This window comes from Streptomyces sp. NPDC091371, assembly GCF_040684275.1.
Lineage (GTDB): Bacteria > Actinomycetota > Actinomycetes > Streptomycetales > Streptomycetaceae > Streptomyces.
The window spans coordinates 42,117-60,258 of sequence record NZ_JBFBFP010000017.1; the positions used below are offsets into that span (position 1 = coordinate 42,117).

Annotated in this window: 15 protein-coding genes; 6 read left to right on the forward strand and 9 right to left on the reverse strand. The window is 73.3% G+C overall.

Annotated elements, in window-relative coordinates:
• The first annotated feature begins 34 nt into the window (after positions 1–34).
• Positions 35–1,147, forward strand: a complete 1,113-nt coding sequence (locus tag AB0O21_RS19995) for an alpha/beta hydrolase-fold protein (RefSeq protein WP_365172464.1) — start codon at positions 35–37, stop codon at positions 1,145–1,147.
• Here the strand turns inward: AB0O21_RS19995 and AB0O21_RS20000 are convergent.
• The 5 genes from AB0O21_RS20000 to AB0O21_RS20020 all read right to left on the reverse strand — a co-directional run bounded on the left by AB0O21_RS20000 (position 1,144) and on the right by AB0O21_RS20020 (position 5,107).
• Positions 1,144–2,187 (reverse strand): NlpC/P60 family protein, encoded by a 1,044-nt coding sequence (locus tag AB0O21_RS20000; protein WP_365172465.1) that lies wholly within the window; start codon positions 2,185–2,187, stop codon positions 1,144–1,146. The two genes, AB0O21_RS19995 and AB0O21_RS20000, sit on opposite strands and share 4 nt — an antisense overlap.
• A 116-nt stretch (positions 2,188–2,303) precedes the next feature.
• Complete coding sequence (locus AB0O21_RS20005; RefSeq protein WP_365172466.1) at positions 2,304–2,657, reverse strand: hypothetical protein; 354 nt, start codon at positions 2,655–2,657, stop codon at positions 2,304–2,306.
• 21 nt (positions 2,658–2,678) lie between these two features.
• A complete protein-coding gene (locus AB0O21_RS20010; RefSeq protein ID WP_365172467.1) occupies positions 2,679–3,332 on the reverse strand; it encodes a class F sortase in 654 nt (217 codons plus the stop codon).
• Positions 3,333–3,418: 86 nt separating this feature from the next.
• Positions 3,419–3,952, reverse strand: a complete 534-nt coding sequence (locus AB0O21_RS20015; RefSeq protein ID WP_365172468.1) for a hypothetical protein — start codon at positions 3,950–3,952, stop codon at positions 3,419–3,421.
• A gap of 252 nt (positions 3,953–4,204) precedes the next feature.
• Complete coding sequence (locus AB0O21_RS20020; RefSeq protein ID WP_365172469.1) at positions 4,205–5,107, reverse strand: alpha/beta hydrolase; 903 nt, start codon at positions 5,105–5,107, stop codon at positions 4,205–4,207.
• Between the two features lie 110 nt (positions 5,108–5,217).
• Between AB0O21_RS20020 and AB0O21_RS20025 the strand changes: the two genes are divergently transcribed.
• Both AB0O21_RS20025 and pcrA read left to right on the forward strand, forming a co-directional pair.
• On the forward strand, positions 5,218–5,559 hold the full coding sequence (locus AB0O21_RS20025; protein WP_365172470.1) for a helix-turn-helix domain-containing protein: 342 nt from the start codon (positions 5,218–5,220) through the stop codon (positions 5,557–5,559).
• Positions 5,543–8,044, forward strand: a complete 2,502-nt coding sequence (pcrA, locus tag AB0O21_RS20030; RefSeq protein ID WP_365172471.1) for a DNA helicase PcrA — start codon at positions 5,543–5,545, stop codon at positions 8,042–8,044. Before AB0O21_RS20025 ends, pcrA begins: the two co-directional genes overlap by 17 nt.
• A 66-nt stretch (positions 8,045–8,110) precedes the next feature.
• On the opposite strand, the gene AB0O21_RS20035 is transcribed toward pcrA, so the two are convergent.
• Complete coding sequence (locus AB0O21_RS20035) at positions 8,111–9,634, reverse strand: M23 family metallopeptidase (RefSeq protein WP_365172472.1); 1,524 nt, start codon at positions 9,632–9,634, stop codon at positions 8,111–8,113.
• A 221-nt stretch (positions 9,635–9,855) separates the two neighbouring features.
• Positions 9,856–10,620: an alpha/beta fold hydrolase gene (locus tag AB0O21_RS20040; protein WP_365172473.1), complete on the reverse strand. Its 765-nt coding sequence runs from the start codon at positions 10,618–10,620 to the stop codon at positions 9,856–9,858.
• Between the two features lie 203 nt (positions 10,621–10,823).
• Here AB0O21_RS20040 and AB0O21_RS20045 point away from each other — a divergent pair, with 203 nt between their 5' ends.
• The gene (locus AB0O21_RS20045; protein WP_365172474.1) at positions 10,824–11,225 is read left to right on the forward strand and encodes a cobalamin B12-binding domain-containing protein; all 402 of its coding nucleotides are present in this window, start codon (positions 10,824–10,826) and stop codon (positions 11,223–11,225) included.
• Positions 11,226–11,345: 120 nt separating this feature from the next.
• Here AB0O21_RS20045 and AB0O21_RS20050 read toward each other — a convergent pair whose 3' ends face one another.
• Both AB0O21_RS20050 and AB0O21_RS20055 read right to left on the reverse strand, forming a co-directional pair.
• A complete protein-coding gene (locus AB0O21_RS20050; protein WP_365172475.1) occupies positions 11,346–12,932 on the reverse strand; it encodes a DUF5691 domain-containing protein in 1,587 nt (528 codons plus the stop codon).
• 273 nt (positions 12,933–13,205) lie between these two features.
• The gene (locus AB0O21_RS20055) at positions 13,206–14,549 is read right to left on the reverse strand and encodes an SWIM zinc finger family protein (protein WP_365172476.1); all 1,344 of its coding nucleotides are present in this window, start codon (positions 14,547–14,549) and stop codon (positions 13,206–13,208) included.
• Positions 14,550–14,683: 134 nt separating this feature from the next.
• Here AB0O21_RS20055 and AB0O21_RS20060 point away from each other — a divergent pair, with 134 nt between their 5' ends.
• The gene (locus AB0O21_RS20060) at positions 14,684–15,790 is read left to right on the forward strand and encodes an AAA family ATPase (protein ID WP_365172477.1); all 1,107 of its coding nucleotides are present in this window, start codon (positions 14,684–14,686) and stop codon (positions 15,788–15,790) included.
• Entirely contained in the window at positions 15,787–18,063 is a 2,277-nt protein-coding gene (locus AB0O21_RS20065; RefSeq protein ID WP_365172478.1) for a DUF5682 family protein, read from the forward strand. The genes AB0O21_RS20060 and AB0O21_RS20065 overlap by 4 nt, the downstream gene beginning before the upstream one ends.
• The last annotated feature ends 79 nt before the right edge of the window (positions 18,064–18,142 follow it).

Genomic DNA, 18,142 nt, shown 5'->3' on the forward strand with positions numbered 1-18,142 from the left:
CGGTACATGTCAGGCCGCCCTCTTGGGTGGCGTGATGAGCCTGACGGGGACACCCTTCTTCGTGACGGCGATCGCGCTCACCGCGATCGCCGTCATCCTTCCGCTGGCCGTGTGGAGCAAGGTGCGCGGCCCCGCGGCCGTGCGCGTGCTCACGCGCGCGCTCATGGTGGTGTTCGCGCAGGTCACCGCCGTCGCGGTGGTGTTCGTCGCCGTCAACCGGGCCGAGCACTTCTACACGTCCTGGGGCGACCTCTTCGGCACCGGGAAGTACGTCACCGCCGCCCCCGACCTCGGCCCGGACGGGCTCGGCGGGAAGAAGGCGGAGGAGGTCAAGAAGGCGCCGAAGGTGCTCCAGGAGTTCCACCCGGTGGACGGCCTCGGCGGGCGGGTCAAGAAGACCGAACTCGACGGCAAGATCTCCGGGGTCAGGGGCGACGTCATGGTGTGGCTGCCGCCCCAGTACGACGACCCGGCCTACAAGAACAAGAAGTTCCCGGTGGTCGAGCTGATCCCCGGGATCCCCGGGACCGGCAAGTCCTGGTTCCAGGGGCTCAAGGCGCACGAGGTGCTGGAGCCGCTGATGAAGAGCGGCAAGGTGCAGCCCTTCATCCTCGTCTCCCCGCGCGCCATGCTGCTCGGCAACGGCGACACCGGCTGCGCCAACATCCCCGGAAAGGTCAACGCCGACAGCTGGTTCAGCGTCGACGTCCGCAAGATGGTCGTCGACAACTTCCGGGCGTCGGAGGACTCCCGCACCTGGGGCGTCGCCGGCTACTCGGCGGGCGCGTACTGCGCCGCCAAGCTGGCCATGGCCCACCCCGACCGCTACAGCGCGGCCGTCTCCCTGTCCGGCTACAACGACCCGGGCCAGGAGCCCTCCTCGCTGGTCGCCCAGGACCCGGAGCTGCGCCGTACGCACAACCTGAAGGCCGTCCTGCAGGCCGCTCCCCAGCCGCCGGCGGTCTCGCTGTGGATGTCGGGCGCCGAGCACGACGGCTACCTGTCCGGCATGGACCTCAAGGGCCTGGCGAAGGCCCCGACCGTGGTGCACGCGGAGAAGGTGGTCGGCGGCCACAACCTCGAAGCATGGTCCAAGCAGCTCCCGCAGACCTTCGGCTGGCTGAGCGGCATCGTGAAGGCCCCCTAGGCCGGGCGGGAGGCGCCCGCCCACGGCATCGAGTCGATCGGGGCCACGCGGACCGTGGAGCCGGGGCGCGGGGCGTGGATCATCTGGCCGTTGCCGATGTACAGCCCGACGTGGGTCACCCCGGAGTAGAAGAACACCAGGTCGCCCGGGGCCAGTTGGTCGCGGGAGACGCGCTGCCCGGCGTTGATCTGGGTGTAGGTGGTGCGGGGCAGCGAGACCCCCGCCGAGCGCCAGGCCGCCTGGGTCAGTCCCGAGCAGTCGAAGGACCCCGGGCCCGTCGCGCCCCAGACGTACGGCTTCCCGATCGCCCCGTGCGCGAAGGCCACGGCGCGCGCCGCGCGGGAGCCGTCGGAGGGCGGCAGCGGGGTCGTGGTGCGCGGCCCGGCGGGGGCGGCGCCGGCCGACTGGGCCTCGTACGCGGCCCGCTGCTCGGCGGTGAGCCGGGCGAGCAGGCGCTTGGCGGTGCCGAGCTTCCCCTCGATCGCCGCCTTGTGCTCGGCGAGTTCGTCCTGCCGGGCGCGCAGGTCGGCGAGCCGGCCGGCGGCCTGCTCCCGCAGCTTGCCGACCTCGTCGAGGTGGCGGCGCACGGTGCTGATCCCGGCGGCGTTGCGGTCCTGGGCGCGGCTGATGAAGGAGGCCTGGTCCAGGTACTCCTGCGGGTCGGCGGCCAGCGCGAGCTGCACGGCGGTGCCGAGGGAGCCGCTGCGGTACTGGCCGGCGGCGAGCGAACCCAGTGCGCTGCGGGCGGTGTTGAGCTGGTCGGTCTTGCGGGCGGTCTCCTCGCGCAGGGCGGTGAGCGCGCGCTCGGCCTCGTCGGCCTTCTCCTTCGCCCCGTTGTACCGCTCGGTCGCCGCCTCGGCCTCCTCGTAGAGCCGGTCCACCTCCGACTTGACCTGGGAGGGGGTGGGCTGGGGATCGGCCTGGGAGGTGCCTTCGAAGGCGGTGGCGGTGGCAGCGCCCGCGAGGGCGAGGGTGGCGGCGGTCGTCCGTACCGTGCCGCCGGAGAGCGGGCGCTGCCTGGGCTTTCGATGACTGGCCACGAGGGCCTCACGTCCTTCCCCTGTCGGCTGGGTCTTGGGGGAGGACGCTAAACCTGAAAGTAACGGGCGAATGACGAGATGATCCGAAGTGATCGGATGTGGTGGATCGGGCGTCGTCAGTGCCAGAGAACGGCGATAAAGATATTGGCGATGGTCAGTCCGCCGACCGCGCCGAACACCGCCTTGTCCACCGTCTCCTCGTCGCGCTTGACGTAGACGAGGGCGAGGATCACGAAGAGGACGGCGAGCTTCACGCCGATCTTGATGTGGTTGACGGGGCCGCCGTCCATCTCGCGGAAGCCGACCAGGAGCACGCCGGTGACGAGCATGGTGAGCGCGCCGTGCAGCATCGCCGGCACGAAGCGGGCGGTGCCCGCGCTCATCGCCTTCATCTGCGTGAGGAACCCGCCGAGGAGCGAGGCGATCCCGATGATGTGCAGGCCGACGAAGACATTGATGAGGACAGTCATGGCCCCGAGCGTACGGGGTGGCTATGCGCGGACTTCGGTCAGGCGGGCGAAGACGACGACGTTGCCGTCGTAGCCCGTCTTCTTCGAGAAACCGCCGCCGCAGGTGATCACGCGGAGCTCGGCTTCGCCCTTGGGGCCGTATACGCGGGCGGCCGGGAAGTCGTCCTTCCCGACCACCTCGACGCCGTACACCGTGAACACGGCGGTACGGCCGTCCGCGCGGTCCACCTCGATGCGCTGCCCCTGCTTGAGGGAGCCGAGTTCGTAGAAGACGGCGGGGCCCTGCTTGTTGTCGACGTGGCCGTCGAGCACGGCCGTGCCCAGGGAGCCGGGGGTGGGGGAGCCCTCGTACCAGCCCGCGAGGTTCCGGTCCTGCGGGGGAGGAGCGTCCACCCAGCCCTCCGCGTCGAGCCCGACGCGGGTGACGGGCGCGTCGATCCGCAGGGCGGGGATGCGCACCCGCCGCGGGGCGGAGGCCTTCAGGGGCTCGGGGGCCGGCGGCAGGGCGCGGGCCGCCGCGTCGTGGGCCGGGTCGCTGACCAGGGTGGCGGCCTGCGCGGGCTGCGGGGGGCCGCCGCCCGCGTCGAGGCCGTTGCCGAGGAGGTAGATGCCGCTGAGGGCGACGACGGCGACGACGCCCCAGCCGCTGCGGGGCTTGGTACCGGGGCCTGCCATGGGCCTTCTCCTTGTGCTTCTGCGGGGGCATGGCCCGGGCCCGTCCCACAGCCAGGGGCGGCCGGACGGGCCCGGGAGTCTCGGGGTCAGGCGCGGCCGTCGGCGCGGCGGCGCATCAGGACCACGCCGCCGCCGACGGCGCCCACGAGGAGGGCGGAACCGACCGCGACCTCCGTGGCGTTCAGGCCGCCGGCGCCGCCGCCGAGGCCGGCCTTCACGCCCTTGTGGGGGGCCGTGCTCTCAGCGGGCTCGCCGGGCTTGGTGGTGGCCGCGCCGGCGACGGTGAGGGTGGTGGTGCCCTTCTCGCCCTTGCAGTCGAAGGTCACCTCGTACTGCGCGCCCGGCTTGGCGTCGGCGTCGACCTTGGCGGTGGCGGGCTTGCCCTCGTTGAGCTCGACCGCGTCGAAGATGCCCGAGGAGACCTTGACCAGCGGCTCCTGGCAGCCGGTCGCGTTCAGGGTCACCGTCCCGCCGGCGGCGACGGTGGTGGGGGAGACGGTGAAGCCGAACGACGTGACGTTGGGCGTGGTCCCGCCGCCGTTGGCCGAGGCCAGCGGCGCGGCGAGCGCGAGCGTGGCGGTGGACAGCAGGGCGACGGACGCGGCACGTATCGCACGCATGGTGAATCCTCCTGGCGGAAAGATCGGGGCGAAAGGTGCGAAATGCACCCCGCTCGGCTCGACGCTAGGTGGGCTCGGCCGAAGCGGCGACTCGTGTGCCACGAACGGAGGAGTGGGGGCGGCGAGTTGAGGGCGCGGTCCTCAACTCCCGCTGATACGCAGGGTGAGCGCGGGGTGCGCGCCACGCCGGGGCGCCCGGCGTGGCGCTGGCGCTGCGTGACCGGCGCCGAGTGCTGCCCGACGACACGCCGGTCAGCCGAAGAATCGAGTCAGCTCGGCCAGAACGAACTCCGGCTGCTCCTCCGCCACGTAGTGGCCGCTGCCGTCGACGCGGACGACCCGGGTGTCGGTGCCGAGCGCCGGGACGGAGGCTGCCAGCGACGCGTAGTTGCTGTACTCGCCGCCGAGGGCGAGCAGCGGCGCGGTCACGGGGGCGTAGCCGGCGAGGTCGGCGATGTCCTGGGCGAAGGCGCGGTACCAGGCGTTGCCGGCGCGGATCGCCTCCGGGGAGTCGTACGCGCGGGCGTACACCGCGCGGGAACGGGCGTCGATCGAGGCCTGGTCGACGGACGCGTTCGCGAACAGCCAGTCCAGCAGCAGGTGGTAGCGGCCCGCCAGGAGCTGCTCGGGCAGGCCCTCCACCTGGTTGAAGGCGAACCACCACAGGTGGTGCAGGCCGGGCCGGGGGAGCAGGGGCATCTGCGCCCAGCTCTCGTCGGGGTGGGAGACGTCGAGCAGGGCGATCTTGCGGGTGGCCCCGGGGTGGTTGGCGGCGAAGGCGTAGGCGACCATCGCGCCGATGTCGTGGCCGGCGATGTGCGCGGATCCGATGGCGAGGTGGTCGAGGAGGCCGCGGAGGTCGGCGGCCATCGTCTTCTTGTCGTACCCGCCCTCGGGCTTGGCGGAGCCGCCCATGCCGCGCAGGTCTACGGCGATCACCCGGTTGCGGCGGGCCAGTGCGGGCATCACCTTGTTCCACTGCCACCAGGTCTGCGGCCAGCCGCCGAGGAGGACGAGTGGTTCGCCGCTGCCGCCCTCCACGTAGTGCAGGCGGGTGCCGTTGACCTCGGCGTGGCGGCTGGTGAAGCCGCCGTCGAGGGAGGCGGCGAGGGCGGCGTCGTCGAGGGCGGCGGTGTCGGGGGCGGTGGCGGGCATGGGGTGTCCTCACGTCGGAATGACCGTACGAAGATCTCGTACGGTCACGACAGTACGAGATCTTCGAACGGTCTGGCAATGTCCGTACGAGAACTGCGTACAGTTGGGGCATGGCTGCTGAGCTGACCCACCCCGCCACCGACCGCATCGAGCTGGTCGACGTCCTGGCGGCCCTCGGGCACCCGGCCCGGCTGGAGATCGTCCGCAAGCTCGCCTCGGGCGAGGAGGCCTTCTGCGGCGAGGTGGTGCCCGACCTGCCCCGGTCGAGCGTGACGCACCACCTCAAGACGCTGCGCGAGAGCGGCGTGATCTGCCAGCGCCCCCAAGGCCGCAAGCTCTACCTGGCCCTGCGCCGCGACGACCTGGACCTCCGCTTCCCCGGTCTCCTGGAACTCGTGCTCGGGTGTCGGTCCCGCCCCCTAGACTCGGAATGCGATGAGCAGCCTCTTTGACGACAGCTTCCTGGCCGACCTCACCCCCTCCGACGAGGTCCCGCCGCCACCCGAGGACCACGCCGCCCCCGAGTCGGGCGCGGACGATCTCTTCGGGGGCAAGTTCGACATGCCCATGAGCGGAGACGCGTACTACCGGGACGGCGCCCCCAAGCCCGTCATCGACCCGGCGACGCTCCTGGACGGTCTGAACGAGCAGCAGGCCGCGGCCGTGGTCCACGCGGGCTCCCCGCTGCTCATCGTGGCCGGCGCCGGCTCAGGCAAGACCCGCGTGCTGACGCACCGCATCGGGCACCTGCTGTCCGCGCGGAACGTCCACCCCGGCCAGATCCTGGCGATCACCTTCACCAACAAGGCCGCCGGTGAGATGAAGGAGCGCGTCGAGGGCCTGGTCGGCCCGCGCGCGAACGCGATGTGGGTCTCCACCTTCCACAGCGCGTGCGTGCGGATACTGCGCCGCGAGTCCAAGCGGCTCGGCTTCACCTCCTCGTTCTCGATCTACGACGCGGCCGACTCGAAGCGCCTGATGGCGCTCGTCTGCCGGGACCTGGACCTGGACCCGAAGAAGTTCCCGCCGAAGTCCTTCAACGCCAAGATCTCGAACCTCAAGAACGAGCTGATCGACGAGGACGCCTTCGCGGCCCAGGCGGCGGACGGCTTCGAGAAGACCCTCGCCCAGGCGTACGCGATGTACCAGGGGCGGCTGCGCGAGGCCAACGCGCTCGACTTCGACGACATCATCATGACCACGGTCCACCTGCTCCAGGCGTTCCCGGACGTCGCCGAGCACTACCGGCGCCGCTTCCGCCACGTCCTGGTCGACGAGTACCAGGACACCAACCACGCCCAGTACACGCTCGTGCGCGAGCTGGTCGGCACCGGCTACCCGGACCTCGGCCCGGCCGAGCTGTGCGTGGTGGGTGACGCCGACCAGTCGATCTACGCCTTCCGCGGCGCGACCATCCGCAACATCCTCCAGTTCGAGGAGGACTACAAGGACGCGACGACGATCCTGCTGGAGCAGAACTACCGCTCCACGCAGACGATCCTCTCCGCCGCCAACGCGGTCATCGAGCGCAACGAGAACCGCCGCGCGAAGAACCTGTGGACCCAGGCCGGCACCGGCGCCACCATCACCGGCTACGTCGCCGACACCGAGCACGACGAGGCCCAGTTCGTCGCCGACGAGATCGACCGGCTGACGGACGCGGGCGACGCCAAGGCGGGCGACGTCGCGATCTTCTACCGGACCAACGCCCAGTCGCGCGTGTTCGAGGAGATCTTCATCCGCGTCGGACTGCCCTACAAGGTCGTCGGCGGCGTCCGGTTCTACGAGCGCAAGGAGGTCCGCGACGTCCTCGCGTACCTGCGCGTCCTCGCGAACCCCGAGGACAACGTCCCGCTGCGCCGCATCCTCAACGTGCCCAAGCGCGGCATCGGCGAGCGCGCCGAGGCGATGATCGACGCGCTCGCGATGCGCGAGAAGATCACCTTCCCGCAGGCGCTGCGCCGCGTGGACGAGGCCTTCGGCATGGCCGCGCGCTCGACGAACGCGGTGAAGCGGTTCAACGTGCTGATGGAGGAGCTGCGGACCATCGTCGACTCCGGCGCCGGTCCCGCGGTGGTGCTGGAGGCGGTGCTGGAGCGCACCGGGTACCTCGCCGAGCTCCAGGCCTCCACCGACCCGCAGGACGAGACGCGCATCGAGAACCTCCAGGAACTCGCGGCCGTGGCGCTCGAGTTCGAGCAGGCCCGGGAGGCGGCGGCCACCGAGGCGGCCGAGACCGGCGCCCCGGCCCCCGGCCCCGGCACGCTCGCCGAGTTCCTGGAGCAGGTCGCGCTCGTCGCCGACTCCGACCAGATCCCGGACGAGGACACCGACGGCACGGGCGTCATCACCCTGATGACCCTGCACACGGCCAAGGGCCTCGAGTTCCCGGTGGTCTTCCTGACCGGCATGGAGGACGGGGTCTTCCCGCACATGCGGGCGCTGGGCCAGACCAAGGAGCTGGAGGAGGAGCGCCGGCTCGCCTACGTGGGCATCACGCGGGCGCGCGAGCGGCTGTACCTGACCCGCTCCAGCATGCGCAGCGCGTGGGGCACGCCCTCGTACAACCCGCCGTCGCGGTTCCTGGACGAGATCCCGGCGCAGTACCTGCACTGGAAGCGCACGGGCGCGGCGCAGAAGCCGGCCGGGCCGATGCGGAGCCTGGGCGGCGGCAAGGCCTCGTTCGGGACCTCGCCGGAGTCGTTCCTGTCCTCGTCCCGTACGAAGTCGGGTCCGTCGGGATTCGCGACGCGCCGGGCCGCCGACAAGCCGGTCATCGGGCTCGCGGTCGGGGACCGGGTCACGCACGACCAGTTCGGGCTGGGCACCGTCATGGAGGTCAAGGGCGCGGGCTCGGACGCGCAGGCCACCATCGACTTCGGGGACGACAAGCCGAAGCGGCTGCTCCTGCGCTACGCGCCGGTGCAGAAGCTGTAGTTGTAGCGGTAGCAGCCCTGCTCGGCGGGGGCCCCTGTAGCGGGGGCCTTAGCGGAGGGGGGTTGTTCAGCGGGGGTCCAGGCCGTGGCTGCGGAGCCACGACAGGGGGTCGATCGCGCTGCCGCCGCCGGGCCGTACCTCGAAGTGGAGGTGCGGGCCGGTGGAGTTGCCGGAGTTGCCGGAGTACGCGATGACGTCGCCCGCCTTGACCTTGCCGCCGCGGATCTTGGTGCTGCTCAGGTGGCAGTACCAGGTCTCGGTGCCGTCGGGGGCGGTCACTATGGCCATGTTCCCGTAGGCGCTGTTGTACTGCGTGCGCACGGTGCCGTCGGTGGCGGCCATGACCGGGGTTCCGTAGGAGACCGGGAAGTCGATGCCGGTGTGCACGGACATCCACATGCCGCCGGCCTGCCCGAAGCTGGCGCTGAGGCCGTGCTGCGAGACGGGGACCGCGAACTTGGGGCGGGCCGCCTCCTTGGCCGCCGCCTCCTCCGCCTTCTTCTTCTTTTCCTCTTCCTGACGCTCGCGCAGGTCGATGCGCTCCTGCGTGCGGCTCGCGCGGTCCGCGAAGTCGCCGGCGTCGGCGCTGAGGGCCGCCAGCTGGGTGTCGAGCTTGGTGTTCGCCGCGACCGGCTTCACCGAGGCCGGGTCGGGCGCGGCCATCGTGGTGGTGTCCTCGGAGGACTTCTCGGCGCCGGTGAGACCGCTGACGGAGGCGGCGGCGATACCCGCGACGCCCATCACGCAGGCGGAGGGCACGGCCACGGTCAGCAGGGCGGAACGCTTCGCCGGGGTGCGGCGACGGCTGTTGCCCGCCTTGGCGTTGCCCTTCGCGGCGGCCTTCGCGTTGCCCTTGGGGGCGTTGCGGCGGGCGGAGCGCGGGGCGGAGGTCACCGGCATGGCCTGGGTGGGCAGGTCGTGGACGGCGGGCGCTTCGTCGAGTGGCGCGTCGAGGTCCAAGTCGAGGTCGAGGTCGAGCTCGCCGTCGACGACCTCGAAGACGGAGGTCTCGACGTAGCCGTCGGCCTCGGCGACGGGGGCGACGGGCACCTCGTAGGCGTAGCCGACCGTGGTCGCCTCGTACGCGTACTCCTGGTGCTGCTCTACCTGCTGCGTCTGATGCGCCTGCTGCTCGGTTGCGTAGCCGGAGTAGTCCGAGTAGTCGGCGGTGGTGCCGGCCGTGTTCCAGGCGGTGGCGTCGTATGCGCCGGTCTCGGTGCCGTAGCCCGGCATCGCCCAGTGCCCGGTCTGCTCGGCCGAGGTGTCGTAGCCGAAGGAAGACGCCGACTGGTAAGCGGAGTAGTCCGTGCTCGGGGTGCTCCAGGCGCTGGAATCCCACTGGCCCGTGCCCGCCGTGTCCGCGGGGATGCTCTGGGCCGGGATCGTGGACAGGTAACCGTCCTGAGAGGTCCACGCAGTGGTGTCGTACGCGCCGGTCTCGTAGGAGCCGTAGCCCGCATAGTTGAGCCCAGATGCGGAGCCGCCCTGCGTTTCATAGGAAACGTAGGGCGAGTCACCAGCGAAAGTGGTGGTGCCGAGGCCGTCGTACCCGAGATCCGGGTACTGGCCCGACGAGGGGCGGTCGTTCACCAACTTCTCTTTCGCCTCGGCAGTGGGGGCCTGGGTGGCCGGGAACCGGAGGTTCACCGGAGGAGAGCAGTGGCGTGACTGTACCCGGCGGTTACTCGCATCGACAATCTTCTGCGGGTTTCCGCATCGCAGGAACCGGGCATTCGGCCGCCTTTCGGTCGCCGAAAGACGCACCCTTGGCCTTGAGTTCGAAATTCGTTCGACTCCAGGTCGCTTTGTGGCTATGCGACCGACGCGGCTCCCGGGCCCTCGGCCACCGCCGCGCAGGGCCCGTCGAGGGCCCGCCGGACGGCGGCGATCACGGTGGGGTGCGCGGGCAGGGCGAGGTGCCCGATACCGGTGACCTGCACGTTCTCCGCGAGCAGATCGGGGTGTTCGATCCGGGCCGCGCCCACCGGGGCCATCAGCGCGTCGAACTCGCTCCAGAACGCGACGCATCGAGTGGCGCAGCCGGGCGCGGGCAGGGCCAGTTCGGCCAGCACCTCGGAGTCCGGCCGCATCTGCCGGACCAGCGGGTGCGCGTCCATGAAGGGGGCGACCGCCGTGCCCGCATGCGGGGTGCCGAGCGTGACGAGCGTGCGGACGCGGGCGTCACCGCCGAGGCGCTGCACGTAGTACCGGCCGACCAGCCCGCCCAGGCTGTGCCCGACGAGGTCCACGCGGTCCTGCCCGGTGCGCGCGCACAGCTCCTCGACGCGCCGGGCGAGATGGCGGGCGGTGACGCGCAGGTCGCGGGTGAAGGGGGAGTAGTTGTACGCCTCCACGTGCCGCCGGCCGCCCGCCCCGAGGGCGCGGCGCAGCAGGACGAAGACGGAGCGGTTGTCCGTGAACCCGTGGAGGAGGAGTGCGGGCGGCCGAGCCGAAGGCGGGTCGGGGGCGATCTTCTCCTGGCGCACTCCCGTGGGATAGAGGAGGAGGTGCCCGCCGAGCACGACCACCTCGAGGGCGCCGGCCCTCAACGCGGCACCCGTGGTGGGTATCGACATCGCAGGAATGGACAGCCCCATCGCGGCCTCCCCTGGCCTCCCCTGAGCCTTCGGGACCGCGGCAGGTGGCGCCACCGTGCCGTGCGGCTGTCGGCACGGTGGCGCAATGCCGTCCCACGTGTGATTTCCCCCTCGTGGTTGACCGTGAAACGGTGGCGTGCGCGATGCTGTACTTAACGTTCGTTCACTCGGGAGGCAGTGCGATGGGTGTGACCGGTCCGATCCGTGTGGTGGTGGCCAAGCCGGGTCTCGACGGCCACGACCGAGGGGCCAAGGTGATCGCGCGGGCGCTGCGGGACGCCGGCATGGAGGTCATCTACACGGGCCTGCACCAGACCCCCGAGCAGATCGTGGACACCGCCATTCAGGAGGACGCCGACGCGATCGGCCTCTCGATCCTCTCCGGCGCCCACAACACGCTGTTCGCCCGCGTCCTCGAACTGCTCAAGGAGCGCGACGCGGAGGACATCAAGGTCTTCGGCGGCGGCATCATCCCGGAAGACGACATCGCCCCGCTCAAGGCGAAGGGCGTGGCCGCCATCTTCACCCCCGGTGCGACGACGACCGCGATCGTCGACTGGGTCCGCGCGAACGTCCGGCAGTAGGCGAATCCAGCCCCGCCAGGGGGCACCTCCCAGCGGTAGCTGGGGGAGTTTGAGGAGCGGGGTCTGGGGCGGAGCCCCAGGTTGTCGAGCCGCACCGGCCCACCCAGCCCCCGGGAGGGATCAGGCGGCCGGGGCGAGCTCCGCGAGCATGGCCTCGCGCAGCCGGAGCGTGGCGACGAGCCGCTGGAACGCCTCGGCCCAGTACGCGGCAGCCCCCGGCACCGCGTCCTGCGGATCCTCCGCGGCCGCGGTCAGCGCCTCCAGCCGCCCGGCTTCCGCAGGGTCGAGGCAGCGCTCCGCGAGCCCCATCACCCCGCTGAAGCTCCACGGGTAGCTGCCCGCTTCCCGGGCTATGTCGAGCGCGTCCACGACGGCCCGGCCCAGCGCCCCCGCCCACGGCACCACGCACACCCCGAGCAGCTGGAACGCCTCCGACAGCCCGTGGGCGCGGATGAACTCCGCGACCCAGTCCGCCCGCTCCCCGTCCGGCAGGATCGACAGCAGCTTGGCCCGCTCCGCCAGCGAGGCCGTGCCCGGGCCCGCCGCTGGTGGCGCGGAGGCGGGGCCCAGCAGCGCCCGCGACCACTCCGCGTCGCGCTGGCGCACCGCCGCCCGGCACCACGCCGCGTGCAGTTCCTCGGTCCAGCCCTCGCCCTCGGCGATGGGCAGGGCCACTATCTCCGCCGGGCCGAGGCCCCCGAACCGCTCCGGCCAGCACGACAGCGGGGCCGCCTCCACCAGCTGCCCGAGCCACCAGGCCCGCTCCCCGCGCCCGGCCGGCGGCCGCTTGACCACCCCGTCGCGGAGCATCCCCGCATCGCACTCGGCCGGCGGGGCCACCCCCTCGGGGCCCACGCAGGCCAGCGCGCGCTCCGCCATCCGCCGCGCCAGTGCCGAGCGGGGCAGCGCCGACAGCAGCTCGGCGGCCGTCGCGCGGACATTGCGGCTGCGGTCGCCGAGCGCCGCCTCCAGGAACGGCTCGTCCCCGTCCGACAGGCCCAGCCTCAGCGAGTCGAGGAACATCAGCCGGTCCTCGGCCCGTTCGGTGCTCCAGGTCGTCTCCAGCAGCCGTGGCGCAGCCGCCGCCTCATGGGCTCGTACGGCACCCAGCAGCGCCACCCGTTCCGCGAACAGCCCTTCCTGCCACAGCCGTTCCACCCCCGCCGGGTCCGTCACGTCCGGGAGCTCCCCGGCGCCGCCCGTCCCGCCGCGCAGGGCGAACCGCCAGTCCGGATTCAGCCGGGCCAGCCACAGCCCCCGCACCCCGGCCAGGGCCAGGGCGTGCGGCCGCAGGTCCGTGCGCGCCCGGGCCGCGTCCAACAGTGCGGGCAGGAGCGCGGCCGGCGAGCGGTAGCCGTGGCGTCGGGCGGCGGCCAGCCACTGGGGCAGCAGCTCCGTCAGATCCGGGGCGGCCCCCCGCCGCCCGCCACTGCCGGCCGCATTCGAACGGCCCGCCAGCAGCTGCGCGAGCCGCCGCCGGGCCGCCTCCGGCGGTGCCGGACGCGGGTCCCGCGGCGCGGGCTCCGGGCGGGGGGCGGCCTCGGCCGGCCGCAGCCCGGCCCGGCGCCGTACGGCGTGCACCGCCGCCGCGTCCAGCAGCGCCTCCGCGGAACCGGTCGGGCCCCCGCCCCCGCGCCGGTCGGTGCCCAGCAGCGCCGCGCCGACCAGCTCCTCCCAGTCCCCGTACCCCTCATCGCCCTTGTCCATCGCGCCCCTCCCTCTTCCCGCTTCCCGCTGCGTGTCCTGCGCCCCGGTCCCGCCCCCTCCGCGGGACCGGAGCCGTCATGCCCCGTTCGACCTGCTCGACCTGTCCGGCTCGTTCGACTGCGTTCAACTGGCGTGGTTGTCGTTCATGCAAGCCCCCCGGCTTCTCGTCACCACACGCCGGCGCCCCCGCGCCGCCGCGTACTCCCCGCCGTCCTCGGAAAAGGACACAGGACCCCCCAGGCCCCCAGCGTTCGCTCTTGTTTCCCGGCCCGATCAGGCCAGGGGCACCGGTTCGGGCGAGCCCGGCTGCCAGGCGGTCAGCGGGGTGAACCCCCGGTGACCGCATTCGCCGAACACCGTCACCGGGCCCCCGCCCGACAGCGCGGCCAGCTGCCACAGCCCCCCGCGCGAGCGGCTGCCCGCCCCGGTGAGGGGCACCGGCAGCGCGGAGGTGCCCTCCGCGTCCGCCAGCTGCCAGCCGAGCTCTCCCGGTATCGGGACCACCGGGCCCAGCACCACCGGCCAGGACTCCAGCCACGGGTCGTCCCGCAGTGCCGCCCCGTACGCCTCCAGCGCCGCCCCCGTGCTCACCCCGGCCGGAACCTCGGTGCACGGCACGGCCGCCGCGAACCTCTCGCCGAGATCCGCCCGCAGCCCCGCGGACCCGGGCCGGAAGCGGATCTCCGCCTCCAGCACCAGCCCCACGGGCAGCGCCAGCCCCGGTGGCCGCCCGGGCGGTCCGAAGTCGAGGACCAGGGCAGGCCGCCCGCCCTCCAGCCCGCGCAGCCATATCCGGCGGGTGGTGAGCCGGCCGTCCGGTGACGCCGAGTCGTACTGGGCCAGCACCAGCCAGCGGTCCCGTACGGCCTCCCCCTCCCCGGAAGCCGGCAGTCCCACTCGGCTGCGCACCGTCGCGGCCAGCTGATCGGGCAGCCCGGCCACACCGAGCCAGGCCCGGTCCAGCAGGTGCAGCAGCGCCGCCTCCTCCAGCATCCGGGCGGGCCAGCCGGGGCCGCAACTGGGTATCGTCCCCAACTCCCGGACCCTGCCCGCCAGTCCGGGAGCCTGGGCGTCCACCATCCGGGCCGCGGTCTCCTCCCACGCCGCGTAACCGGCCTGCTCCTGGCCCGCGAGCCCGCCGCGCAGCAGGTCGGCCAGCCGCTGCTCCAGCTCGGTGACGCCCGCGCCGATCCGCGACGCCCGCCGCTCGGCCCGCTTCCGCGCCGCCTCCGCATCCGCCGGGCCACCCGACCCGGCGGCCGGGCGGGCGGCCTTCGCCGCCCGGTCCGCCAGCCACTGCGCGGCCCAGTCCGGCGCCTCGCCCGGCTCGCCGGCCCCCTCGGCGGACCAGAGCAGCAGCAGCCCCAGCGCGTGCTTGCACGGGAACTTCCGGCTCGGGCAGGAGCACTTGTACGCCGGTCCCGTCAGGTCCACGACCGTCCGGTACGGATTGCTCCCGCTGCCCTTGCACAACCCCCATACAGAACCGGAAGCGGAACCTCCGATCTGCGACCACGGCCCCGCCCCGCCGAGTCTGCTTCCCGCCTTGCGTGAGGCATCGTCAGGAGCCAGAGCCAGTACCTGTTCCGCCGTCCAGCGGACCCCCTGCTCAGTCATGGGAACAACCGTAGAGACCCCCACTGACAATCGCTCTGACCTGCAACAACGCCTCGAACAGGGGGCGTTGTCAGTGGTGTGGTGCACCTTGGATCCAGCAGCCGGAAGCGGCTGTCGAGCATTGGAGGGGGACCATGACCGAGCACGAGAACGGCAGCGGCACCGAGGCGCTGCGACCGCACGCCGAAGACGCCTTCGCGCACGAACTGAAAGCCCTGGCCGCCGTCGACGACCGGCCCCGCCCGACCCGCTGGAAGCTCTCCCCGTGGGCCGTCGCCACCTACCTGCAGGGCGGCACCCTCGCCGACGGCACGGTCATCACACCCAAGTACGTGGGGCCGCGCCGGATCGTCGAAGTCGCCGTCACGACCCTTGCGACCGACCGCGCCCTGCTCCTGCTCGGAGTCCCCGGCACCGCGAAGACCTGGGTGTCCGAGCACCTCGCGGCCGCCGTCAGCGGGGACTCCACCCTCCTCGTCCAGGGCACCGCCGGCACCCCCGAAGAGGCCATCCGGTACGGCTGGAACTACGCCAGGCTCCTGGCCCACGGCCCCAGCCGCGAAGCCCTCGTCCCCAGCCCCGTCATGCGGGCCATGGCCGACGGCATGACCGCCCGCGTCGAGGAGCTCACCCGCATCCCCGCCGACGTACAGGACACCCTCATCACCGTCCTGTCCGAGAAGACCCTCCCGATACCGGAGCTCGGCGAAGAGGTGCAGGCCGTGCGCGGGTTCAACCTCATCGCCACCGCCAACGACCGCGACCGCGGGGTCAACGAGCTCTCCAGCGCCCTGCGCCGCCGCTTCAACACCGTGGTCCTGCCGCTGCCCGCCACGGCCGACGCCGAGGTCGACATCGTCGCCCGCCGCGTCGACCAGATGGGCCGCGCCCTCGACCTGCCCGCCGCGCCCGAGGGCCTGGAGGAGATCCGCCGCGTCGTCACCGTCTTCCGCGAGCTGCGCGACGGGGTCACCGACGACGGCCGCACCAAGGTGAAGTCCCCCAGCGGCACCCTGTCCACCGCCGAGGCCATCTCCGTCGTCACCGGCGGCCTGGCCCTCGCCGCCCACTTCGGGGACGGCGTGCTGCGCCCCTCCGACGTGGCCGCGGGGATCCTCGGCGCCGTCGTCCGCGACCCGGCCGCCGACAAGGTCGTCTGGCAGGAGTACCTGGAGGCGGTCGTCCGCGAGCGCGAGGGCTGGAAGGACTTCTACCGCGCCTGCCGGGAGGTGACGGTATGAGTCCGAACCCCCGGAGCCCCGGCCCCCTGCTGCTGGGCGTGCGGCACCACGGGCCCGGGTCCGCCCGGGCGGTGCGGGCCGCCCTGGAGGCGGCCCGGCCGGCGGCCGTCCTGATCGAGGGCCCGCCCGAGGGGGACGCGCTCCTCGCCCTCGCCGCCGAACCGGGCATGCGGCCGCCCGTGGCACTGCTCGCGCACGCCGCGGACGACCCCGGCCGGGCCGCGTTCTGGCCGCTGGCCGAGTTCTCCCCGGAATGGGTCGCCATCCGCTGGGCGCAGCAGGCCGGCGTCCCGGTGCAGTTCATGGACCTGCCGGCCGCGCACTCCCTCGCCCGCGCGCATGCGGAAGAGGAGGAACAGCAGCCGGACTCCGTGCGGGTGGACCCCCTCGCCGTGCTGGCCGAGACCGCCGGGTACGACGACCCCGAGCGGTGGTGGGAGGACGTGGTCGAGCACCGGGGCGCGGAGGAGGCCGACGCACTGGGCGCGTTCGAGGCGCTCGGCGAGGCCATGGGCGCCCTGCGTGAGGCGTACGGCGACGGCGGGCACGCCCGGGACCTCGTGCGCGAGGCGTACATGCGCCAGCGGATGCGGGCCGCCCGGCGGGAGTTCGGCGACGGGTACGCCGTGGTGTGCGGGGCCTGGCACGTCCCGGCCCTGCGGGCGAAGACCACCGTGGCCGCGGACAAGGCCCTGCTCGCCGGCCTGCCGAAGGTGAAGGTGGAGACCACCTGGGTGCCCTGGACCCACCGCAGGCTCGCCCGGGCCGGCGGGTACGGCGCGGGCATCAGCTCGCCCGGCTGGTACGCCCACCTGTTCTCGGCCCGTGACAGGCCCGTCGAGCGGTGGCTGACGAAGGTCGCGGGCCTGCTGCGCGAGGAGGACCGGCAGGTCTCCTCGGCGCACGTCATCGAGGCGGTCCGGCTGGCCGAGACGCTGGCCGCGATGCGGGGGAGGCCGCTGCCCGGGCTGACGGAGACGCTGGAGGCCGTCCGGGCGGTCATGTGCGACGGCTCGGACGTACCGCTCGCGCTCATAGAGGACCGCCTGGTGGTCGGGGACGTGCTCGGCGAGGTCCCCGACGGCGCTCCCGTCGTACCGCTCCAGCGCGACCTGACCCGGCAGCAGCGTTCGCTGCGGCTCAAGGCCGAGGCGTACGACCGCGAACTGGAACTGGACCTCCGCAAGGACACCGACACCGCGAAATCCCTGCTGCTGCACCGGCTGCGGCTGCTCGGGATCGAGTGGGGCAGGCCGGCCGCCTCCCGGGGCAGCACCGGGACCTTCCGGGAGACCTGGCGGCTCTGCTGGGAGCCGGAGCTGTCGGTGCGGGTCGCCGAGGCCGGCATATGGGGGACCACCGTGCTCGCCGCGGCCACCGCGAAGGCCGAGGCCGAAGCGGCCGCTGCCGAGGAGCTGGGGGAGGTCACGGCGCTGGCCGAGCAGTGCCTGCTCGCCGGGCTGTCCGAGGCGCTGCCCGCCGTGCTGCGGGCCCTCGCCGACCGGGCCGCGCTGGACACCGATGTGGCGCGGCTCGCCAAGGCCCTGCCGGCCCTGGCCCGTTCGCTGCGGTACGGGGACGTCCGGGGCACCGACGCCGCGGCCCTCGCCACCGTGGCGACCGGCCTGGCCGAGCGGATATGCGTGGCCCTCCCGGCGGCCTGCGCGGCCGGGCTGGACGCCGACGCGGCGGCGGAGCTGCGGGGCCACGTGGACGGGGTGCACGGCGCGGTCGGGCTGCTGGCGGACGCCGGGGAGGGGCTGCGCGAGCGCTGGTCCGCGGTGCTGCGGACGCTGGCCGGCCGGGACACCGTGCCCGGCCTGATCCGCGGCCGGGCGGCCCGGCTGCTGCTCGACGACGGGCGGCTGCCGGCCGAGGAGACGGCCCGGCTTATGGGGCTCGCGCTGTCTCCGGCGGCCGAGCCGGCCGATGCGGCGGGCTGGATCGAGGGCTTCGCGGGCGGGAGCTCGGGCGGCGGCACGCTGCTCGTGCACGACGAGCGGCTGCTGGGCCTGATCGACGGCTGGCTGGTGGGGGTCCCGGAGCGCGAGTTCACCGACGTACTGCCGCTGCTGCGGCGCACGTTCGGGGCGTACGAGCCGGGGGTGAAGCGGACGCTGGGCGAGCTGGTCCGCCGGGGCCCTGGCGGGCGGCCGGGCACGGGGGTGGTCGCGGGCGCGGGCCCCGAGGGCTTCGCCCTCGACCTGGATCCGGAGCGGGCGGATGCGGTGGTGCCGTTGGTTCGGCTGCTGCTTGCCGGTGCGGCGGCCTGAGGGGAGCCGGGCCCCGCTCCTCAAACTCCCCCGGCTACCGCTGGGAGGTGCCCCCTGGAGGGGCTGATTTTGCCCGCCT

Coding starts and splice junctions, on each gene's coding strand:
- AB0O21_RS19995 (WP_365172464.1), top strand. CDS start 35: ATGAGCCTGACGGGGACACCCTTCTTCGTGACGGCGATCGCGCTCACC.
- AB0O21_RS20005 (WP_365172466.1), bottom strand. CDS start 2,657: ATGACTGTCCTCATCAATGTCTTCGTCGGCCTGCACATCATCGGGATC.
- AB0O21_RS20010 (WP_365172467.1), bottom strand. CDS start 3,332: ATGGCAGGCCCCGGTACCAAGCCCCGCAGCGGCTGGGGCGTCGTCGCC.
- AB0O21_RS20015 (WP_365172468.1), bottom strand. CDS start 3,952: ATGCGTGCGATACGTGCCGCGTCCGTCGCCCTGCTGTCCACCGCCACG.
- AB0O21_RS20020 (WP_365172469.1), bottom strand. CDS start 5,107: ATGCCCGCCACCGCCCCCGACACCGCCGCCCTCGACGACGCCGCCCTC.
- AB0O21_RS20025 (WP_365172470.1), top strand. CDS start 5,218: ATGGCTGCTGAGCTGACCCACCCCGCCACCGACCGCATCGAGCTGGTC.
- pcrA (WP_365172471.1), top strand. CDS start 5,543: ATGAGCAGCCTCTTTGACGACAGCTTCCTGGCCGACCTCACCCCCTCC.
- AB0O21_RS20040 (WP_365172473.1), bottom strand. CDS start 10,620: ATGTCGATACCCACCACGGGTGCCGCGTTGAGGGCCGGCGCCCTCGAG.
- AB0O21_RS20045 (WP_365172474.1), top strand. CDS start 10,824: ATGGGTGTGACCGGTCCGATCCGTGTGGTGGTGGCCAAGCCGGGTCTC.
- AB0O21_RS20050 (WP_365172475.1), bottom strand. CDS start 12,932: ATGGACAAGGGCGATGAGGGGTACGGGGACTGGGAGGAGCTGGTCGGC.
- AB0O21_RS20055 (WP_365172476.1), bottom strand. CDS start 14,549: ATGACTGAGCAGGGGGTCCGCTGGACGGCGGAACAGGTACTGGCTCTG.
- AB0O21_RS20060 (WP_365172477.1), top strand. CDS start 14,684: ATGACCGAGCACGAGAACGGCAGCGGCACCGAGGCGCTGCGACCGCAC.
- AB0O21_RS20065 (WP_365172478.1), top strand. CDS start 15,787: ATGAGTCCGAACCCCCGGAGCCCCGGCCCCCTGCTGCTGGGCGTGCGG.